Annotated in this window: 18 protein-coding genes and 1 tRNA gene; 10 read left to right on the forward strand and 9 right to left on the reverse strand. The window is 71.5% G+C overall.

Annotated elements, in window-relative coordinates; all coding sequences use genetic code 11:
• Window positions 1-9 precede the first annotated feature (9 nt).
• Entirely contained in the window at window positions 10-591 is a 582-nt protein-coding gene (locus QDS12_RS02295; RefSeq protein ID WP_279876593.1) for a hypothetical protein, read from the forward strand.
• Here the strand turns inward: QDS12_RS02295 and QDS12_RS02300 are convergent.
• From QDS12_RS02300 to QDS12_RS02315, 4 genes are all read right to left on the reverse strand, one after another.
• Complete coding sequence (locus tag QDS12_RS02300; RefSeq protein WP_279876595.1) at window positions 588-1,136, reverse strand: bacterial proteasome activator family protein; 549 nt, start codon at window positions 1,134-1,136, stop codon at window positions 588-590. The two genes, QDS12_RS02295 and QDS12_RS02300, sit on opposite strands and share 4 nt — an antisense overlap.
• A gap of 14 nt (window positions 1,137-1,150) precedes the next feature.
• A complete protein-coding gene (locus QDS12_RS02305) occupies window positions 1,151-2,128 on the reverse strand; it encodes an NAD(P)H-quinone oxidoreductase (protein WP_279876596.1) in 978 nt (325 codons plus the stop codon).
• A gap of 10 nt (window positions 2,129-2,138) precedes the next feature.
• Complete coding sequence (locus tag QDS12_RS02310; RefSeq protein ID WP_279876597.1) at window positions 2,139-2,297, reverse strand: hypothetical protein; 159 nt, start codon at window positions 2,295-2,297, stop codon at window positions 2,139-2,141.
• A gap of 121 nt (window positions 2,298-2,418) precedes the next feature.
• Window positions 2,419-2,976, reverse strand: coding sequence for an NTP transferase domain-containing protein (locus QDS12_RS02315; protein WP_279876598.1), 558 nt, complete (start codon window positions 2,974-2,976; stop codon window positions 2,419-2,421).
• A 22-nt stretch (window positions 2,977-2,998) separates the two neighbouring features.
• Here QDS12_RS02315 and QDS12_RS02320 point away from each other — a divergent pair, with 22 nt between their 5' ends.
• The 4 genes from QDS12_RS02320 to QDS12_RS02335 all read left to right on the forward strand — a co-directional run bounded on the left by QDS12_RS02320 (window position 2,999) and on the right by QDS12_RS02335 (window position 7,986).
• Window positions 2,999-3,769 (forward strand): carbon-nitrogen hydrolase family protein, encoded by a 771-nt coding sequence (locus tag QDS12_RS02320; RefSeq protein WP_279876599.1) that lies wholly within the window; start codon window positions 2,999-3,001, stop codon window positions 3,767-3,769.
• 132 nt (window positions 3,770-3,901) lie between these two features.
• The gene (locus QDS12_RS02325) at window positions 3,902-5,008 is read left to right on the forward strand and encodes a hypothetical protein (protein WP_279876600.1); all 1,107 of its coding nucleotides are present in this window, start codon (window positions 3,902-3,904) and stop codon (window positions 5,006-5,008) included.
• A gap of 60 nt (window positions 5,009-5,068) precedes the next feature.
• On the forward strand, window positions 5,069-5,299 hold the full coding sequence (locus QDS12_RS02330) for a biotin/lipoyl-binding carrier protein (RefSeq protein WP_279876601.1): 231 nt from the start codon (window positions 5,069-5,071) through the stop codon (window positions 5,297-5,299).
• 254 nt (window positions 5,300-5,553) lie between these two features.
• Entirely contained in the window at window positions 5,554-7,986 is a 2,433-nt protein-coding gene (locus tag QDS12_RS02335; RefSeq protein ID WP_279876602.1) for a hypothetical protein, read from the forward strand.
• A 323-nt stretch (window positions 7,987-8,309) separates the two neighbouring features.
• On the opposite strand, the gene QDS12_RS02340 is transcribed toward QDS12_RS02335, so the two are convergent.
• The 4 genes from QDS12_RS02340 to QDS12_RS02355 all read right to left on the reverse strand — a co-directional run bounded on the left by QDS12_RS02340 (window position 8,310) and on the right by QDS12_RS02355 (window position 12,227).
• Entirely contained in the window at window positions 8,310-9,863 is a 1,554-nt protein-coding gene (locus tag QDS12_RS02340) for a hypothetical protein (RefSeq protein WP_279876603.1), read from the reverse strand.
• A 92-nt stretch (window positions 9,864-9,955) separates the two neighbouring features.
• Window positions 9,956-11,527: a hypothetical protein gene (locus QDS12_RS02345; RefSeq protein WP_279876604.1), complete on the reverse strand. Its 1,572-nt coding sequence runs from the start codon at window positions 11,525-11,527 to the stop codon at window positions 9,956-9,958.
• Window positions 11,528-11,717: 190 nt separating this feature from the next.
• Window positions 11,718-11,805 (reverse strand) — tRNA-Ser (locus QDS12_RS02350).
• A 41-nt stretch (window positions 11,806-11,846) separates the two neighbouring features.
• On the reverse strand, window positions 11,847-12,227 hold the full coding sequence (locus QDS12_RS02355) for a hypothetical protein (RefSeq protein WP_279876605.1): 381 nt from the start codon (window positions 12,225-12,227) through the stop codon (window positions 11,847-11,849).
• Between the two features lie 78 nt (window positions 12,228-12,305).
• On the opposite strand from QDS12_RS02355, the gene QDS12_RS02360 reads away from it, so the two are divergent.
• Window positions 12,306-12,773 (forward strand): hypothetical protein, encoded by a 468-nt coding sequence (locus QDS12_RS02360; protein ID WP_279876606.1) that lies wholly within the window; start codon window positions 12,306-12,308, stop codon window positions 12,771-12,773.
• Between the two features lie 12 nt (window positions 12,774-12,785).
• On the opposite strand, the gene QDS12_RS02365 is transcribed toward QDS12_RS02360, so the two are convergent.
• Window positions 12,786-14,732, reverse strand: coding sequence for an amino acid transporter (locus QDS12_RS02365; protein ID WP_279876608.1), 1,947 nt, complete (start codon window positions 14,730-14,732; stop codon window positions 12,786-12,788).
• A 176-nt stretch (window positions 14,733-14,908) separates the two neighbouring features.
• Between QDS12_RS02365 and QDS12_RS02370 the strand changes: the two genes are divergently transcribed.
• The 4 genes from QDS12_RS02370 (at window position 14,909) to kdpB (ending at window position 19,228) form a co-directional block, all read left to right on the forward strand.
• Window positions 14,909-15,283 carry a hypothetical protein gene (locus QDS12_RS02370; RefSeq protein WP_279876609.1) on the forward strand — a complete coding sequence of 125 codons (375 nt, stop codon included), beginning with the start codon at window positions 14,909-14,911 and terminating at the stop codon, window positions 15,281-15,283.
• A 76-nt stretch (window positions 15,284-15,359) separates the two neighbouring features.
• Complete coding sequence (locus QDS12_RS02375) at window positions 15,360-15,449, forward strand: potassium-transporting ATPase subunit F (protein ID WP_279876610.1); 90 nt, start codon at window positions 15,360-15,362, stop codon at window positions 15,447-15,449.
• A 3-nt stretch (window positions 15,450-15,452) separates the two neighbouring features.
• Window positions 15,453-17,114, forward strand: a complete 1,662-nt coding sequence (gene kdpA / locus QDS12_RS02380; RefSeq protein WP_279876611.1) for a potassium-transporting ATPase subunit KdpA — start codon at window positions 15,453-15,455, stop codon at window positions 17,112-17,114.
• Window positions 17,111-19,228, forward strand: a complete 2,118-nt coding sequence (gene kdpB, locus QDS12_RS02385; RefSeq protein WP_279876612.1) for a potassium-transporting ATPase subunit KdpB — start codon at window positions 17,111-17,113, stop codon at window positions 19,226-19,228. Before kdpA ends, kdpB begins: the two co-directional genes overlap by 4 nt.
• Window positions 19,229-19,241: the final 13 nt, after the last annotated feature.

Below are 19,241 nucleotides of genomic sequence, written 5' to 3' on the forward strand. Positions count from 1 at the left end.
GATGGGCGGATGCTCCGCCGTGCCCTCGCCCTCGTCTTCGTGGCGGTCTGCGCTGTGGTGATCGGGCCGCAGGCGTCCGACGCCGCGGCCCCGGCCTGCCCGCGGCCGGCGCCCGCCGTGGCCGTGCAGCGCGCGACCGTGGTCTTCACCGGAGTGGTGACCACGTCGGCGGCCAGCGGCACCTCGTTCGTCCAGACTGTGCAGGTCGACCGGATCTACAAGGGTCAGGTCACCACCGCCAACGTGCGCGTCCGGACCACCGGCGGCACGTGCGGCCTCGGGAAGCTCACCGCCGGCGAGAGGTACGTCGTCATGGCGACGCCTGACGGCGACAGCTGGCTCGCCGGCCCGCGTTCGGGCACGGCCGCCGCGAGCGACGCCCTGCTGGCGCGCGTGCAGGCCCTCCTGGGGCCGGGCACCGCGCCCGCCCCGACGCCCACCCCGACGCAGGTGAGCTATGAGCAGGTCGGGGCCACCCACCCGCGGCCGTTCCTGCGGATGGCGGCACCGGGCTTCGCGCTCGTCATCGTCGGGTTCCTCGGCCTGGTCGTGTCGCGGCGCTGGCGACGCTCGGCCGCGGAACGGGCCTAGAGGTACATCCCGCCCGCCTGGCCCGGCTGCGGCGGGCCCTGCGGCGCCCCCGGCTGCTGCGGCGGCTGGGGCTGCATCATCGCCTGCGGCAGGCTGCGGCGGATCTGCTCGAACTGGGCGCGGGCGGCGACCTGCTGGGCGTAGATGGCCGTCTGGATGCCGTGGAAGAGTCCCTCGAGCCAGCCGACGAGCTGCGCCTGGGCGATCCGGAGCTCGCCCTCGGACGGGACGCGGTCCTCGGTGAACGGCAAGGTGAGTCGATCCAGCTCCTCGACGAGCTCGGGGGCGAGGCCCTGCTCGAGCTCCTTGATCGAGGACTGGTGGATCTCCTTGAGGCGGGTGCGGGAGGCCTCGTCGAGCGGCGCGGCCTTCACCTCCTCCAGGAGCTGGCGGATCATCGAGCCGATCCGCATGACCTTCGCGGGCTGCTCGACGAGCTCGGTGATGCTGCGCTCGTTGTCGTCCTCCGGCCCCTCGGCGGCGGGCTGCGGAATGGCGACCGGCCGACCGTCCGGGCCGATGACGACTACCTGGTCCTCGCTCATGGCACCCACAGTAGTCAGACGGTCAGGAGCAGCTTCCCGCTGTGCGCACCCGACGTCATCCGCTCGTGCGCGGCAGCGGCGCGGGCGAGCGGAAACGTGGTGTCGACGAGCGGGCGGATCGTGCCCGCCTCCATCAGCGGCCAGACGTGCTCGACGACCTCGGCGCAGATCGCCGCCTTGCCGCGCGGGCCGTCGGTCGGGCGGCTGCGCAGGGTGGTGCCCATGACGGAGCCGCGCTTGCGCATCAGCCCGTTGATGTCGAGCTCGGCCTTGGCGCCGCCCTGCAGCCCGATGATGGCCAGGCGGCCGCCGTCGGCGAGGGCGTCGAGGTTGCGGGCGAGGTACTTCGCGCCCATGTTGTCGAGGATGACGTCGGCGCCGCCGTGCTCCTGGGCGACCGCGACGAAGTCCTCCTCCTGGTAGTCGATCGTCACGTCGGCACCGAGCTGTCGGCAGAGCTCGCGCTTCGCCTCGGTGCCCGCGGTCGTGAGGACGGTGACGCCGAGCGCCTTGCCGAGCTGGATCGCGAAGCTGCCGATCCCGCCCGCGCCACCGTGGACGAGCAGCGTCTCGCCGGGCTGCATCCGCGCCGTCATGACGAGGTTCGACCAGACGGTGCAGGCCACCTCTGGGAGGGCCGCCGCCTCGACCAGGGGTACGCCGGCCGGCGCCCGCATCACCTGGCCGGCCGGGACGACCACCTTCTCGGCGTACCCGCCGCCCGCGAGCAGCGCGCACACCTCGTCACCGATCGTCCAGCCGGTGACGCCCTCGCCGAGCGCGGCGACGGTGCCGCTGCACTCCATGCCGATGATGTCGGAGGCGCCGGGCGGCGGCGGGTAGAACCCCTGCCGCTGCAGCAGGTCGGCCCGGTTGAGGCCGGCGGCGACCACGTCGAGGAGGACCTCGCCGGGTCCGGGCGACGGGTCGGGCAGATCGGTGACGGTGAGGACTTCGGGGTCTCCGGGCTCGGTGACGACGATCGCTCGCATGGACCTCAGGCTAGGAGGCGGGTCCTGACGTCGGCTCGGTGCCGGGGCGCTCGACCGCGTCGGGACGCGTCGGGCCGGTGCTCCGTCCGGGAACGCGGGCCGCGGTCGTCACGGAGTAGGCGGGGGTGAAGGGCCGCAGCGGCGGCTTGCTGGGAATCGCTTTGGACATGCGGGAGGGCCTCGGGGGAGTGGTGCGGGGTGGTGCACTTGGTGCCAATAAGTCGGCAGACTCTACGTCCGACCTGAGGGGTCGTGCGAAATCAGGTGCCGTCCTCGCGAGGCGATCTGCATCACGCCAGGTCGCGCAGGTCGGTCCACGTGTCGACGTCGCGGTGCTCGTCGCCGACGGCGGCGACCTCCGCGAGGTCGAGCGGCCCGAGCAGCCGCCACAGGGCGAGATCGTGCTGGTGCTCGTGGTCGGGACGGATCTCCCGCAGCCGGCTCGTAGCGACCACCAGGGCGAGCTGGCGTCGCCCGTCGGGTCCGACGAGGACGCTGCCGTCGCGCCCGTCGGCGGCGTCGGTGAGCCGCCGCAGGGTGCCCATGGTCAGTCGCGGCATGTCGACGGCCACCGCGGCGACGTACGCCGGCGGGTCCAGGAGCGCGTCGACGCCGGTGAGCAGCCCGGCCGCCGGGCCGCCGTAGCGGGGGCTCTCGCGGGTGAACGTCACCGGCCGCTCGGTCGGGACCGGGTCGCCGACGACGACCACCTCGCGGGCGTCGACCACGGCGTCGAGCGCCCACTCGAGCAGCGTGCGGCCGCCGACCTCGATCCCCGCCTTGTCGACGCCGTCGAGCCGGGAGCCACGTCCGCCGGCGAGCACGACGGCGGACCAGGGCAGCAGCACGGGACCACCCTAGAGTGGCGGCATGACCGCGTGGGACTCGCTCGACGTCGCCCTGGTGCAGGCCGCGGCCGACCTCGTGCCGGACAAGAACCGGGCTCGCCTCGACGAGCTCGCCCCGACCGGGACGGACCTGGTCGTGCTCCCCGAGGCGTTCGCCCGCGACTTCGGGCCGATCACCGACGACCTCGGGCCCGACGCCGAGCCGCTGGACGGGCCGTTCGCGACCGAGCTGGCCCGAGTGGCCGCGGACCGAGGCAGCACAGTGGTGGCCGGGATGTTCGAGGCGACCGACACCCACCCGTTCAACACGCTGCTCGCGACCGACGGCGCCACGCAGCGCAGCTATCGCAAGATCCACCTCTACGACTCCTTCGGCTACCGCGAGTCCGACCGGCTCAGCGCCGGGTCGATCGAGCCCGCGCTGGTCGAGGTCGGTGGCGCCACCCTCGGCCTGATGACCTGCTACGACCTCCGCTTCCCCGAGCTCGCCCGCGCGCTGGTCGCGGCCGGCGCGGAGATCCTCGTCGTGCCGGCGGCCTGGGTCGCCGGCGAGCGCAAGGTCGACCACTGGCGGACACTGGTGCGGGCGCGAGCCATCGAGAACACGGCCTACGTCGTCGCGGCCGGTCAGCCCGCCCCCCGCTACTGCGGCCACTCGCTGGTCGTCGACCCGCTCGGCGACGTCCTCGCGGAGGCCGGCGACGGCGAGGAGACCGTGACCGCGCGGCTGGAGCGGTCGGTGCTCGACCGAGCGCGGGAGGTCAATCCCAGCCTCGCCAACCGGCGCATGTGACCAGTCGGTAGTGGTCCTCTAACCTTGGCTGCCGTGAGCAGAGCCGCCCCCCGTCGTCGAGCCGAACCGGTTCGCGGTCGAGGCGGACGGCGAGCCGCCCAGCGCCGCCCGGCGAACGGTCACCCGACCGATGTGCGGCGGACGGAGCGGGTACCAGCGGTCATCGACCACCTCGATCCGCCGGTCCGGCGCAACATCGCGCTCGAGGGCCCGGCCGCGCCGGCCGCCGTCGAGCCGGCCGAGAGCACCCAGGCCCCGATCTACGAGATCGTGCTCTGGGTCCTCGTCGTCGCCGGCGGGCTCGCCGCCCTTGCGGCAGGCATCCTCCCGCGGGGGCCGGAGTGGCTCCCCGGCGCAGGCTCGGTGGCCATCGCGACCGCCTACACCTGGGTCCTCGCGGCCCGTACCGGCGGGCGCCCGGTCGTCTTCAGCGCGCTGACGCTCGCCGTCGGGGCCCTCACGCTGGTGCTCGACCGCGCTGACCTGCGCACCGGAGCGGCGGTCGTGACGGCCGCGGTCGCGGCGGTGCTCGGCGTGGTCATCACGGTGCCGGCCGTGCGGTTCTGGGACGCCGTACGAGAGACCTGCATCGCTGTCGTCGTCGCCGGTATCGGCGCGGTCGCGGTGCTCGGCTTCGAGCCGGAGGTCGACGTGACCAGGTTCGAGTACGCCGCCCTCGTCCTCGCCCTGCTGTGCGCGTTCACGCTGGTCTACCGGCTCGGCGCCGGTCTCCACGGGCTCGGCTCGCGCGGGCTCTTCATCGTGCTCTTCGGCGCCGTCGTCCTCGTGGTGACGCTGCTCTACGCGGAGATGCTGCGCCGCTACGGCACCCACGATCTCGTCAACACGCTGCTCGAGGGTGTGCACTGGAGCCGCGACCACCTCGGCGCTTTCCCGCGCCCGATCGAGGCGGTCCTGGGCGTGCCGGCGCTGGTCTGGGGCACCCACATGCGGGCCCGCCGCCGGCAGGGCTGGTGGGTGTGCGCCTTCGGCGTCGCCGGCACCGCCGCCGTCGCCGACTCGCTGGTCAACCCGGCGATCTCGGTCACCGAGTCCGCGCTGTCGGTGCTCTACGGCCTCGTGGTCGGTCTGCTGATCGGGTACGTCGTCATCCGCATCGACCTCGCCCTGACCGGGGCCGGTGGCGGGAAGCGCGCCGTCGGCCGCCGTGGACGTCGCGCCGAGGAGGCCGAGCACGCCGTCCGGCCGGAGCCCAAGCGGACCGACGCGCTCCTCTGAGCCTGCTCTGCTGACCGGCCGGTGACGCCCTACGCGCCGGTAACGGATAGCGTCCGGGGTGTGCCGAGGGAGAGTGTGACCGCGATCGTCGCGGAGATGGTCGCCAATGTCATCGAGGTGTCGGTCGAGGTCGGCGCCTCCGTCGCGGCCGGTGACGCCGTCGCGTTGCTGGAGTCGATGAAGATGGAGATCCCCGTCATCTCCGAGCACGGCGGCGTCGTACGCGCCATCAAGGTCGCGCCTGGCGACGTCGTCCAGGAGGGCGACGTGCTGGTCGAGCTGACCACCTGACGCCCCTGTTCCTCCCGCTCAGAAGCCCCTGTCGCAGCCGCGCGCGGGGGCTTCCGATCATGGGGTCCCGGGCCGGACTAGTCCTTTCTTGTGTCGATGCCTGAACCGTCAACAACAACCGGATTGCCGCGAGTTCTGCTCCTTATGGTTCCGGGAGCCTGGCTCGAAGCGTGAGCCATGTGCCACGTCTCTCGGGACGTTGCCACCGGGGAAATTCCCGGCATGGCTCACACATCCGGAAGGAATCACCAAGAATGAACAGCAGCGGCATCAAGCGGGGACTCGCGGCTTCCGCGATCTCTGCGCTCGCGGTTGTCGGCGTTCCGTGCGCGGCCTTCGCCGCCCCGTCGACTGACGCTTACACCATCACCCTGACCCCCTCCGCCACGTCGGTCTCCACCGGCGACGCGGTGTCCTACAAGGTCGAGGCCAAGAAGGCTGACGGCACCGCCGCCACCGGCGACGTCACCATCAACCTCTCGGCGGCCGTGTCCGGCACCGAGGCTGCGGGTGACGTTGTCATCAACGGCACCGGCGTCGCTCTGGACGGCACGCAGGACAAGAACATCGTCGCCCCGTCGTTCGACGTCGCGGCCGGCAGCACCTTCACGGTGTCGTCGAAGGTCACCGCCACGGTCTCCGTCAAGGCGACCGCCAACGGCGCGGCCAAGAGCTCCTCCTTCGTGGTCGGTGGCGACAAGGTCGGCAACGACAACATCAAGACCATCTCCGCCTCGTCGGTGCCCGCCTCGCTCTACGCCGCGGACAGCGCGACCGTCGACCTGAAGGCGCTCGACGCCAGCGGCTTCGGCGTGCAGGGCGCTCAGCTCTCCTACACCCTCGACAACGGCGCCAAGACGGCCGTGCCCGGCGGTGCCACCGCCGAGGGCTCGTACACCCGCAGCATCACCCTCAGCAACGCCGTCGGTTCGCACACCCTCAAGGTGTGGGCCGACCAGACGACCGGCGACAACACCCCGGCCGCGGACGCGTCCGAGCCGGTCGCGACCATCAGCTGGACCGTCGTCGCCACCCCGTCGCTCGCCCTCAACACGGCTGGCTTCTCGTCCACCGCTCCGGTCGCCGGGCTGCTGCCCGCCGACGAGGCCGTCACCGTCCCGGTGACCGTCAAGGTCGACGACGTCTCCGGTACGCGCAAGGTTGCCGCGGGCACCCCGGTCGCCATCGACGTGACCGTCGGCGGCGGCGACACCGTCCGTTACCCGGCCACCACCGACGCCAACGGTCTCGCGACCGTCTCGGTGCAGGTGACCAAGGCCCAGGCGGTCGACGGCGACAGCGTCTACGCCGAGCTCTACGCGTCCAAGAGCCCGCTCGCGGGTCAGGGCAGCTTCGTCGACGACGCCACCATCGCGACGTTCGATGCCCGCCAGGCCGAGGTCAAGCTGCTCGGCAACGGCGGCCTCACCAACCTGCAGGCCACGCGCGGCGGCACCGTCAGCGTCCAGGTCGAGGTCTCCGACCAGTTCGGCAAGCCCGTTGCTGGCGACGTCCTCAGCGCCGTGATCACCGGTGCGAACCCGACCGCGGCCGGTACGCCGAAGCAGGTCACGACCAACGCCGCCGGCCAGGCGACCCTGTCCTACGCGGACACCGCGACCGCTGGTGGCGACACCATCGTGTTCTCGGACACCACCCACACCGGCACCACGGGCGCGACCTTCACGGTCCAGTTCGTCAAGTCGACCGCCGTGGCCGCCATCACCGCGACCGCCGTCGCGGCTGGCACCCACACGGTCGACTCGGTCAACACCGGCTCTGCCTACACCGTCCGTGTCGCCAACGCCGACGGTGTCGCGCTGACGAACACGAACGTGACCTTCACGACGAACCTCGGCTTCATCGAGGACGCCAAGGGCAACAAGGGCACGTCCGCCACGGTCAAGACCGACGGCAACGGTGACGCCACCGTCAAGGTCGGCTCGACCAAGGTCGGTGAGCAGACCGTCAGCGTCACCGCCGGTGCGGCTCCCGCCAAGGCCTTCGACAAGCAGACCTACACGGTCGGCAACTTCTACGGCTTCACGGTCAACGCTCCGGCGGAGCTCGTCGAGGGTGGCACCGCCAAGGTGACCGCCACGGCGACGGACCGCTTCGGCAACCCGCGCTCCAACGAGGACGTCTACGCCACGCAGACCGGCGCCGGCTCTTTCAGCAGCGGCGTTTCGTCGCTGTGGGGCACCACGGGCCCCGACGGCTCGGTCTCCTTCACCCTGTCGGCGGGCTCCGCTGCGGGTGCGGGTTCCGTGACGCTGGACCCGGGCTACGCCGCGATCGGCACCCCGGCCGCGGACGCCACGGTGTCGGCTTACGCCGGTCCGGTGACCTCGAAGTACGCGGTCAAGGCCCCGGTCGTCGTGACCCCGCCGGCCAAGCCCACCCCGGTGACCCCGAAGGCGATCTCCGCGTCGCTCAAGGCCACCAGCGGTTCGGCTCGTGACATCCTCGCCGTCTCGGCCGCTGCGCCGAACGGCACGACCGTCACGCTGTACAAGAAGGTCAAGGGTCAGTTCGTCAAGGTGACCGCTGGCACGATCTCCGCCGGCAAGAAGGTGTTCCGCATCAAGGACGCCAACGGCAACAAGAAGTCGACCACCTACAAGGCCGTCGTCTCCGCCAGCAAGACCACCAAGGCCGCCTCGACCGCCGCCAAGTCGGTCAAGTGACCTACGGAGTGGGGTTCCGGAGCTGAGGCTCCGGAGCCCCACTCCTCATGCCGGGGGACCCATCTCCCGGAGTCCCCCTGCTGCACCACAAACGAATAACCCCCGGGACCAAGGACGCGGTCCGGACCGTTCAACAGTTTGCCGCTGCGAGAGATCGGTCCGGACCGCCCCTGTCACCTTAGTGGTGGATTTCGCCGTTACACAGGCGAAGACCACCTGCGAGTTTCGGTATCCGGTTTCACGGGCCTTCATGTGGAGGCCCATTTTCCGTGTCTCGAGGGCACTCAAGAGAGATCTGTCCGGCCTTTCGGCCTGGGCGCCTCTCAGCGGGCGAGCCGGGGCCCCTGGTCCAGCCACCACTGCGCGGCGGCGTCGAGCTGCGGGTCGACGCCCCTGACCTGGTCCGCGTGGCCGTGCATGCCGAGCATCGCGACGGCGGCGCGGCGCACCTCGCCCGCCGCGTCCGAGAGGCAGCCCACGACGGTCTGGATCACCTGGGCCGACGGGTCGGACGGCAGCCGGCCGAGCGCCGAGAGCGCGAGCCGTCGTTCCGACGGCGGGCGCGAGGACGCGGCGACCTCGGCGAGGGTGTCGGCGTGGCTGTCGTCGACGAGCCACGCGATCCCCTCGAGCGCGCTCTCGACCACCGCGTGGTCGCGGTGTCCCAGCAGCTCCAGGAAGCCCTGGCCGACCCGGCCGGCGTACTGGCTCGCTGCCAGGACCCCCAGGGCGGACGCCCGCCGCCTGAAGTGGGAGTGGAAGAGTCCGTCGCGGATGAGGTGCGTCAGCATGCCGTCGGACTCGATCCGCGGGCGTGCGCTCGTCGGGTTCGCGGTGGCCGTCACCTGGCGGGCACAGGTCGCCGCCGTGTCGCGCGCGACGATCTCGTGCGTGGCGAGGACCTGGTGCAGCGCCTTGCTGCGTACGGCGGCCTGCACCTGCTCGAGCTCGCCCTGCGGCAGCTGTGCCGCGGCGTCGGCGAGCTCGAAGCTGCCGGGATCTTGGCGGAGCTGGCGCACCAGCGTCTCGACGAGCCGGCTGTCGGCGCCGTCGAAGCCGCCGTCGGCCAGGAGCGCCGCCAGCGTGCGGGTGGCGTGGATGCGGACCGGCGGGTCCTCGCTCTCGACGAGGCGCAGCGCCAGCCGGCTCGCGTGGCGACCCGGGATGCGCGTGAAGAGGTGCACGGGCTCGGCCCGACGGGCGACCCGCTCGTCGAGGATGACCTCGCCGATCGCGAGCAGCAGGTGGCGCTGGGCGCGCGGGTAGGCGATCAGCTTGCGCAAGGCGCTGGTCCGGGCGATGAAGCCGGTGGAGGCGGAGCGGCAGAACTCGTTGACCAGGACACGCGCCAGCACCTGCCAGTCGGCCTCGCGCAGGTAGACCGCGTCGGTCTTGATCACCCGCTGCGCGAGCTCCAGCCACTCCAGGCCGCTCGCACGGCCCTCGAGCGCCGCGTTGAGCAGCTCGTCGAGCCGCGGGTGCAGGTCGACGTCGTCGTCCTCGACGATGACGCCGTAGGCGGGGGTCCGCGGCGCGCGGACGAGGTCGAGGGCGCCGCGCATCTGGTAGGTCGGCACGCCCAGGACGTCCTCGTACGCCGCCAGGACCGACGTGCCGACACCCTGGGTGCCGGACTCCCACCGGCTCAGCCGGCTGGCGTCGCAGCTGACGCCGCGGTCGGTGAGGGCGGCCACGAAGTCGCGCCGCTGGGCGAACGACCCACCCCGGGCGAGCATCCGCGTCGTGCCCAGGAGCCACGCGGTGCGCGTACGCCGGTCGACGACCGAGGCCTCGGGGGCGACGCGCTCCTCCGGCGGACGGTAGGGGCGACCGTTGCGCGACTCGCGCGCCGGCAGGTCTCCCGGTGTCGTGCTCATGGCTCCGTCTCTGGCCGCGTCGGCCATTTACTCGTCTTAAGGTCTTCTTAACGTTCTCTCATGTAAAGGCCTGAAAACGAATTCCTGACCCCTCACGAGGTGAGGCGCGATCCTGCGGTCTGCCACCACTTCGCGTTGGCGAGGGCCCGGTCGAGGCCCTCGCGCCCGTCGCCGAGCTGCCGCAGCCTCTCCGGATCCGTGACCAGCCCGCCGAGCCCGTGCATCCCGAGGGCGTAGGAGACCGCGTCGACGTGACGCCGCGTCGACCACGGCGCGTCGCTGGAGAGGAGCACCTGGGCCTGCCGCTCGGTGAGCGGGTAGGGGTTGTTGCCCAGGGCGACGAGCGCGACGCGCTGCGTCTCCCCGTCCGAGTCGGCAGCCATCCCGAGCAGCGTGGGCAGCTGCGCGGTCGTCGTGCAGTAGCGCATCAGGCGCGCGACGGCCGTCCTCACGCGAGCGTCCGGGCCGCCGACGACCACCGCGCAACCCGCGGCGACGGCGTCGCGGTAGGGGCTGGACATGAGGAGGTACGCCGCCTGACGGCGCCGCTGGTCGTGGGAGTGGAAGAGCGCTTCGCGGAGCAGCCGCTCGAGCATCGAGTCCGGTTCGCGCAGCGGCGCCGGCGCCGCGGCCTGGACCGCCTGGACGAGCTGCCGCGCGCTCGACTCGGCGAGCTCGGCCGGGACCGTCTCGCTGTTGCGGTCCACCGTCGCCAGGGCCGGGTGGTCCGGGAGGGCGGACCGGACCCGCTCGGCGGCCGCCGGGGGCAGTCGCCGCGCGACGTCGGCCAGGTGGACGGCCGCGCCGGACGCTCGCAGGCCGTCGAGGAGGACCGGCTCCAGCTCGGGCAAGGCCTCCTCGTCGAAGTGTCCGGTCGCGAGCAGCCAGCCGGCCGCGCGGAGAGCGCCCCGCCGCACGCTGTCCGAGCCCTCGCGCAGCAGCCGCATCGCGAGGGCCGTCGCGTCCGGGCCGGGCACGGCGGCGGCGAGCGAGGCCGCGTCGGCGCGGCGCACGGCGCCGGGCTCGGCGACGTACTCCTCGAGCGCGGAGACGAGGTGGGGTCCGACGACGGGGTGGGCGAACAGGCGGCGCAACGCGGCGCGACGGGTCAGGTAGGCGACGTGCAGGGAGCGGCTGGCCTCGTGGATGAGCTGGCGGCTCAGGGTCGCCCAGAGCTCGCGGCGGAGGTAGATCGGCGGGCGGTGGCTCAGCTCGTCGGCCAACGTGAACCAGTCGGCGCCGTTCGGGGCACCGTCGAGGACGACCTCCATGAGGCGGTCGAACTTCTCGTCGGTCGGCCGCTGGCGGACCGCCGTCGCAGGCAGCGCGGGGCCCAGCGTCAGCGCGGCGGCACGCAGCGAGTGCCGCGGGAGGCCGAGCACCTTCTCGTAGCCGGTCAGGACGGCGGCCGGCACGGGTCCGCTCCCGGACTCCCACCGGCTGACCCGGCTCTCGTCGCAGGCGAACCCGCCGCTCTCGGCGAGCGCCGGGACGAACGTACGTCGGGTGGCGTACTCGCCGTCGAGCGCGCTCAGGCGCCGCGTGCCGAGCAGCCACGCGATCCGCGCGTCGGCGCCGCCGGTCGGGTCGGCGTAGGGCGAGGAGTCGACGGGCGGTCGGAAAGGGCGACCGCGCTTGCGTCGCTCGCGCGACGTCTGATCCACCCGCCAACCCCTTGAAACCGACACACCGGAAGGGGTCCAAACTCGCCGGATCGGGTGGGGGCGACGGGGTTGTTGCAGAAGGTAAAAACCCGGTGCAAAAAACTCAGGTGGAAATCTGGGCAGAAAGGCCCAGGTCCGCTCGAGCGGTGGGTTCCGTTGTCGGAGCGGGTGCTACCGAGTCTGCGCGTCGTGGCAGAGGGGGCGGGATTCGAACCCGCGGTAGGTCTCCCTACGACCGCTTTCAAGGCGGTTCCGATCGGCCACTCCGGCACCCCTCCGTGGCTGCCGGGGCAGCGCACCAGGGGAGTCTAACGGCGGCTCACTCCTCGCCGCCGAGCTCCATCTCCACGTCGTCGTAGACCAGGTCGTGCACGTGCTGGACATGGTGCGCGATGTCGATGACCAGGCGCTTCAGGTCGCGACGTACCTCCTCGGCATCGTGCTCCTCGAGCACCGCCGGGGTGAGCGCGCTGAGCCGGGTGAGCAGGCTGTTGCGCTCGCGGAACGCCGCGCCGCCCCGAGCGGCGAGCCAGCCCTCCTGCGGGCCGAGCGTCTCGGCGACGAGCCTGTCGCGCACGGTCGCGAGCCGCTGCCGCACCGCCCAGCGCCAGTTCCCCAGCGGTACGCCGGCGCCACGGGGCGCGTCGAGGGCGTGGTCGAGGGCGCGCAGAGCATCGGAGGTGCCCCCGGCGACAGCCATGCCCCAAGTGTGAGCCACGTCACTCGGCCGGACAACCCCGATGCCATCCCGGCGCGGTGTCCGGGAGACAATCGCGCCATGTCAGAGCAGGACCCGCAGCAGCAGTACGTCGACTACCGCCTCGCGCCTCTCGTGACGGTGCGCTTCATCGGGTTCTACCTCTGCCTGCTGGCCGTCGTCGTGTTCATCGTGACGCCCCTGGTCATCCTGGCGGACTGGTCGCTCGACGTCATTGTCATCGTCGCGATCCTCGGGCTGATCGGGCTCGCCGTGACGGGCTGGTGGCTGCGCTCCCGCGCCTACATCATGCGGGCCGCGCCCGACGGCTACAGCGTGCGGATGGTGCGCGGAGCCGGGGTGAAGGCGGCGCGCTGGACCCAGGTCGAGGACGCGATCACGACGACCATCCACGACGAGCCCTGCGTCGTCCTGCGCCTCAAGGACGGCGGCACCACGACGATCCCGGTCTCGGTGCTCGCCGTCGACCGGGAGCAGTTCGTCCGCGAGCTGCAGCAGCACCTTCAGCACGGTCACCGCCTGAAGTAGCCGGCACCGCGCTCAGCCTGCGTGCAGGTGGGGCCGTCGACCGCGGTCAGGCTCCGCGCGGCGCAGCACCTCACGGGTGACGGGCGCGACCTCGCCGGCGCCGAACAGCAGGAACTTGAGGAGCTGCGCGACGGGACTGCCCTCCGTCCACTCGAAGTAGATGTGCGGCCGCACCCCGGTCTTGTTCCGCAGGTCCAGGACCAGCGCCGCCAGCGCGTTCGGCACCGACGGCGCCTCCAGGGTGAGGACCCGGTAGTGCCCGTGCATCACCGCGCCACGCACCTGCAGGGCCCCCTCGAAGTCGCTGTAGTCCTTGACCGTCACCTCGACGAAGACCAGGTCCGAGGTGTCGGCCAGGTCGTGGTCGTCCGTGATCTGACGCAGCTTGTCGCGGTACTCCTCGACGTCGCGGGAGCCGGGCTCGTTGGCGACGAGCCGGAGCGCACGTCGCGAGCAGTCGCGGATGAACCGCTCCGCCTTGGCGTCGTACTCGATGTCGAGCGTGCGCAGCTCGAACGCCCGCACGACCCGGGAGAGCAGCGAGACCAGGATGATCGCCGCGATGAAGCAGGCGCCGATCTTCACGCCGTCCGGCCGCTCGGCCACGTTGACGACCGTCGTGTAGACGAAGACCAGGGCGACGACGCCGAACAGGATCGTCTGGAACCGTTGCCGGGCCTTCCGGGCGGCCAGCGTCACCGCGACCGCCGCCGACGTGATCAGGACCAGGACGCCGGTCGCGTAGGCGCCACCCTGGGCGTCCACGTTGGCGTCGAAGATCCAGGTGATGAGGAAGCCCACGGCGGTCAGGACCAGGACGAGCGGCCGTACGGCGCCCGCCCACTCCGGCGACATGCCGTAGCGCGGCAGGTAGCGGGGGATGAGGTTGAGCATGCCGGCCATCGCGGACGCGCCGGCGAACCAGAGGATCGCGATGGTCGAGACGTCGTAGACGGTGCCGAAGCTCTCGCCGAGGTAGGTGTGGGCGAGGAACGCCAGCGCGCGGCCGTTCGCCTTCCCGCCCGCCTCGAACTCGTCCGCCGGGATGAGCACGGTGGTCAGCAGGCTCGAGCAGAGCAGGTAACAGCTCATGATGATCGCCGCGGTCGTGAGCAGCTTCTTGGTGTTGCGGATCCGGACGGCGGGCCGGCGCGGGCGGTCGTCGACCGCCCCGCGTACGTGCGGCATCACCGCGACCCCGGTCTCGAAGCCGGACAGGCCCAGTGCCAGCTTCGGGAAGAGCGTGAGCGCGACCGCCACCATCACGAACACGTTGCCGTGCTGCTGGGTGAGCGCGCTGCTCCAGTCGGTGACCAGGTGCCCGTGCTCGACGACGTGCGCCGCGGCAGCCACCATCACGACGAGGTTGAGGGCGAGGTAGCTCGTGACGAGCACGAGGGCGATCCCGATCGCTTCGCTGAAGCCCTTGAGGAACACGGCACCCAGCAGCGCCAGCATCGTGAGGGTGATCAGCATCTGGTGCCCGTCGAGGAACGTCGGTGCGTGTGGGTTCTCGATGAGGTGGACGCTGGCGTCGGCGGCCGAGAGCGTCGTCGTGACGATGAAGTCGGTCAGCGCGAAGCCCAGCAGCGCGAGCACGAAGAGCTTCCCGCGCCAGAACGGCAGCAGCCGCTCGAGCATCGCGATCGAGCCCTGGCCGTGGGGACTCTCCTCGGCCACCCGGCGGTAGACGGGCAGGGCGCCGAGCAGGGTCAGCAGCACGAGGATGACGGTCGCGATCGGGCTGAGCAGTCCGGCGGCGAGGAAGGCGATGCCGGGCTGGTAGCCCAGCGTGGAGAAGTAGTCCAGGCCGGTCAGGCACATGACCTTCCACCACGGCTCGGGCCTCTCGCCCTGCGGCTGCGCAGCGTGAGGGCCGACCTGGGTCGCGGGCTCCGGCCGGTAGAACAGCCAGGCCTTGAAGCCGGCGCGCACGGGCTGGCGCAGGGTGATGGACATACCACCATCCAAGGTGCCCGGAGCCGTTCGAGGTCGGTTCCTAACGCGTTCCTAACGCCGTTCCCGCGCTCGTTCCCGCGCTGCCGATCCGGCCCGGCGTTAGGGGCGCGTTAGCCGTCGTTAGAGCCGCGTTAGGAGGCCCCCGCTCGCGGTCGCCGCCGCCTTCACTGGGAGCCGTGACCAACCGACCCCACCCCCTCGACCAGGTCGAGTTCCGCTTCGGCATCGGTGCCGGAGGGCTCGTGCTGGCCGTCATCGTCGCCCGCCTCGCCGGCCTCGACGAGGCACACGCCGCCGTGCTCCTGCTCGGCGTCACCGCCGCGCTCGGTGCGACAGTCAGCCGTGCCCTCGCCGCGCTGCTCGGCCTCACGGCCTGGGCGCTGCTCACCGGCTTCGTCACGCACCGGTACGGCGTCCTGACGTTCGCGCTCTCCGACCTGCTGCTGATGACCGCGCTGCTCGCGGGCGCGCTCGGCGGCAGCTCGGTCGCGACCCACGCGGTCCGTCACCACCGGACGCCGCACCGGTCGACGTACGGGAGGACCGCATGAGCGACGTCCTCTACCTCGCCATCACGATCGCGTTCTTCGTCCTCGCCGCCCTGCTGACCAAGGCGGTGGGGCGACTGTGAGCGCCGAGAACCTCGTCGGCCTGATCGTCAGCGCCCTCCTCCTCGGCTACCTGCTGCTGGCCCTCGTCCTCCCGGAGAAGTTCTAGAACATGAGTGACACCACCGCCGGCCTGCTCCAGGTCGGCCTCCTCCTCGCTGCCCTCGCCCTCTGCTACCGCCCGCTCGGCGGCTACATGGCGCGGGTCTTCACCTCCGAGCGCGATCTGCGCGTCGAGAAGGTGATCTACCGCCTCGTCGGCGTCGACTCCAAGGCCGACCAGCGCTGGTCGGCGTACGCCGTCTCACTGCTGGCGTTCTCCTTCGCGAGCGTCGTGCTCCTCTACGCCCTGCTGCGGCTGCAGGAGCACCTGCCGCTGTCGATCGGCATGGCCGGCGTCGACCCGGCGCTCGCGTTCAACACCGCCGCGTCGTTCGTCACCAACACCAACTGGCAGGCGTACTCCGGCGAGACCGCCATGGGCCACCTCGCCCAGATGGGCGGCCTCGCTGTCCAGAACTTCGTCTCCGGCGCCGTCGGCATCGCCGTCGCCGTCGCACTGATCCGCGGGTTCACCCGGTCGCGCACCGACCGGCTCGGCAACTTCTGGGTCGACCTCGTGCGGGCGTGCTTCCGCATCCTGCTGCCGATCGCCGTCGTGTCGACGGTGGTGCTGATCGCCAGCGGCGTCGTCCAGAACCTGTCCGGCGGCACCGACATCGCGACGCTGGCCGGCGGACACCAGACGATCACCGGCGGCCCGGTGGCGTCGCAGGAGGTCATCAAGGAGCTGGGCACCAACGGTGGCGGGTTCTACAACGCCAACTCGGCCCACCCGTTCGAGAACCCGACCCCCTTCACCAACCTCTTCGAGATCTTCCTCCTCCTGCTCATCCCCGTCTCCCTCACGCGGACCTTCGGCCTGATGGTCGGGGACCGGAAGCAGGGGTACGCCGTCCTCGGTGTGATGGCCTCGATCTGGGCGGTCCTCGTCGTGGCCGTCACCACTCTCGAGGTCCGCCACCCAGGGGTCGCCCTGCAGGCGGCCGGCGGCGCGATGGAGGGCAAGGAGACCCGGTTCGGCGAATGGGCGTCGTCCCTGTTCGCCGTCTCCACCACCGGTACGTCGACCGGGGCCGTGGACTCGTTCCACTCCTCCTACACCGGTGTCGGTGGCGGCCTGCTGATCTTCAACATGGGTCTCGGTGAGATCGCTCCCGGCGGTGTCGGGACCGGGCTCTACGGGATGCTCGTCCTGGCGATCCTCACCGTCTTCGTCGCCGGCCTGATGGTCGGCCGGACGCCGGAGTACCTCCGCAAGAAGATCACCGCCCGGGAGATGAAGCTGGTCTCCCTCAACATCCTCACCATGCCGCTCCTGGTGCTGATCGGCACCGGCATCGCGATGTCGTTCGCGGCTCCGCGGGCGTCGATGCTCAACGCCGGACCGCACGGGTTGTCCGAGGTGCTCTACGCCTTCGTGTCGGCGTCCAACAACAACGGCTCGGCGTTCGCCGGCCTCTCGGCGAACACCGACTTCTACAACATCGCCCTCGGCCTGTGCATGCTCGCCGGGCGCTTCGTGCCGATCGTGCTGGTGCTGGCCCTGGCCGGCTCCCTCGCCAGGCAGGCGGAAGTGCCCCGCACCGGTGGCACGCTCCCGACCCACGGCCCGCTCTTCGCCGGCATGCTCGGCGGCGTCGCGGTCATCGTCGCGGGCCTGACCTTCTTCCCCGTCCTCGCTCTCGGTCCCCTCGCGGAAGGCCTCGCATGACCACGACCATTCCCGCCCCTGCGCCCACACCCCCCGCTCCTGCAACGGCGCCTCGTCGTGTCGGCGGTGGGCTGCTCGACCCGCACCTGCTGCTGACGGCGCTCCCGGACGCGGTGCGCAAGCTCGACCCGCGGGCGATGGTCCGCAACCCCGTGATGTTCGTCGTCGAGGTCGGTGCGGTCTTCTCGACGGTCTCCGCGATCTTCGACCCCGGCGTCTTCGCGTGGACGGTCGTCGTCTGGCTGTGGCTCACGGTCGTCTTCGCCAATCTGTCCGAGGCCGTCGCCGAGGGCCGCGGCAAGGCCCAGGCCGCCACCCTGCGTCGCGCGAAGACCGAGACCACGGCGCGACTGCTTCTCACCGGTCGGGTAGCGAGCGCCGGCGAACGTGTCGAGGCCGAAGAGGTCCCGGCGACCCAGCTCAAGGTCGGCGACCGCGTCGTCGTGGAGGCCGGCCAGGTCATCCCCGGCGACGGCGACGTGGTCGAGGGTGTCGCGAGCGTCGACGAGTCGGCCATCACCGGCGAGTCCGCGCCGGTGATCAGGGAGTCCGGCGGCGACCGCAGCTCGGTCACCGGCGGTACCCGCGTCCTGTCGGACCGGATCGTCGTGGAGATCACCGCCAAGCCCGGCGAGAGCTTCATCGACAAGATGATCGCCCTCGTCGAGGGCGCCAGCCGGCAGAAGACCCCCAACGAGATCGCGCTCAACATCCTGCTCGCGTCCCTGACGATCGTGTTCCTCGCCGCGACGGCCACCCTGCAGCCGTTCGCGATCTACTCCGGCGCCGAGCAGTCCATCGTCGTCCTCGTCGCCCTGCTGGTCTGCCTCATCCCCACCACGATCGGCGCGCTGCTCAGTGCCATCGGCATCGCCGGCATGGACCGACTGGTGCAGCACAACGTGCTCGCGATGTCCGGACGTGCCGTCGAGGCGGCGGGCGACGTCAACACGCTGCTGCTCGACAAGACCGGCACGATCACGCTCGGCAACCGGCAGGCCGCCGAGCTCATCCCGGTCGGGGAGTGCAGCCACGCCCTCCTCGCCGACGCTGCCCAGCTCTCCTCGCTCGCCGACGAGACGCCCGAGGGCCGCTCGATCGTGGTGCTGGCCAAGCGGGAGCACGGCCTGCGGGAGCGCACCGCCGGTGAGCTGCCGACGGCACAGTTCGTTCCCTTCACCGCCCAGACCCGGATGTCCGGCGTCGACCTCCCGGGCCGGCGGGTCCGCAAGGGCGCGGCCGCTGCTGTCATGAAGTGGGTCCGCGAGAACGGCGGCCATCCCACCGAGCAGGTCGGCGCGATCGTCGACGCCGTCTCGACCGCCGGCGGGACGCCGCTGGTCGTCGCCGAGCACGTCGACGGCCGCCCGGCACGGGCGCTGGGCGTCGTACACCTCAAGGACATCGTCAAGCAGGGCATGCGGGAGCGCTTCGACGAGATGCGCCGGATGGGTATCCGCACGGTGATGATCACCGGCGACAACCCGCTCACGGCGCGCGCCATCGCCGAGGAGGCCGGCGTCGACGACTTCCTCGCCGAGGCGACGCCCGAGGACAAGATGGCGCTCATCAGGAAGGAGCAGGAGGGCGGTCGGCTGGTCGCGATGACCGGCGACGGCACCAACGACGCGCCCGCTCTGGCCCAGGCCGACGTCGGCGTCGCGATGAACTCCGGCACGTCCAGCGCCAAGGAGGCCGGCAACATGGTCGACCTCGACTCCAACCCGACGAAGCTCATCGAGATCGTGGAGATCGGCAAGCAGCTGCTCATCACGCGCGGCTCGCTCACGACGTTCTCGATCGCCAACGACGTGGCGAAGTACTTCGCCATCATCCCGGCGATGTTCGCCGGCGTGTACGCCGGCCTCGACAAGCTCAACGTCATGCGCCTGGCGACGCCCGAGTCGGCCATCTTGTCGGCCGTCATCTTCAACGCGCTGATCATCGTCGCCCTCATCCCGCTGGCGCTGCGCGGCGTCCGCTACACGCCCTCGTCGGCCGCATCCATGCTGCGCCGCAACCTCGGCCTCTACGGACTCGGCGGCATCGTCGCGCCGTTCGTCGGTATCAAGCTCATCGACCTGCTGGTGTCCCAGATCCCTGGCATCGGCTGAGAAACTCGGAGAC

This window comes from Nocardioides sp. CER19, from assembly GCF_029846275.1.
In the GTDB taxonomy this organism is placed as follows: Bacteria; Actinomycetota; Actinomycetes; order Propionibacteriales; family Nocardioidaceae; genus Nocardioides.

Excerpts from the sequence above, each read along its gene's own strand:
- QDS12_RS02295 (WP_279876593.1), top strand. The coding sequence starts at position 10 with ATGCTCCGCCGTGCCCTCGCCCTCGTCTTCGTGGCGGTCTGCGCTGTG.
- QDS12_RS02300 (WP_279876595.1), bottom strand. The coding sequence starts at position 1,136 with ATGAGCGAGGACCAGGTAGTCGTCATCGGCCCGGACGGTCGGCCGGTC.
- QDS12_RS02305 (WP_279876596.1), bottom strand. The coding sequence starts at position 2,128 with ATGCGAGCGATCGTCGTCACCGAGCCCGGAGACCCCGAAGTCCTCACC.
- QDS12_RS02310 (WP_279876597.1), bottom strand. The coding sequence starts at position 2,297 with ATGTCCAAAGCGATTCCCAGCAAGCCGCCGCTGCGGCCCTTCACCCCC.
- QDS12_RS02320 (WP_279876599.1), top strand. The coding sequence starts at position 2,999 with ATGACCGCGTGGGACTCGCTCGACGTCGCCCTGGTGCAGGCCGCGGCC.
- QDS12_RS02335 (WP_279876602.1), top strand. The coding sequence starts at position 5,554 with ATGAACAGCAGCGGCATCAAGCGGGGACTCGCGGCTTCCGCGATCTCT.
- QDS12_RS02340 (WP_279876603.1), bottom strand. The coding sequence starts at position 9,863 with ATGAGCACGACACCGGGAGACCTGCCGGCGCGCGAGTCGCGCAACGGT.
- QDS12_RS02355 (WP_279876605.1), bottom strand. The coding sequence starts at position 12,227 with ATGGCTGTCGCCGGGGGCACCTCCGATGCTCTGCGCGCCCTCGACCAC.
- QDS12_RS02360 (WP_279876606.1), top strand. The coding sequence starts at position 12,306 with ATGTCAGAGCAGGACCCGCAGCAGCAGTACGTCGACTACCGCCTCGCG.
- QDS12_RS02365 (WP_279876608.1), bottom strand. The coding sequence starts at position 14,732 with ATGTCCATCACCCTGCGCCAGCCCGTGCGCGCCGGCTTCAAGGCCTGG.
- kdpA (WP_279876611.1), top strand. The coding sequence starts at position 15,453 with ATGAGTGACACCACCGCCGGCCTGCTCCAGGTCGGCCTCCTCCTCGCT.
- kdpB (WP_279876612.1), top strand. The coding sequence starts at position 17,111 with ATGACCACGACCATTCCCGCCCCTGCGCCCACACCCCCCGCTCCTGCA.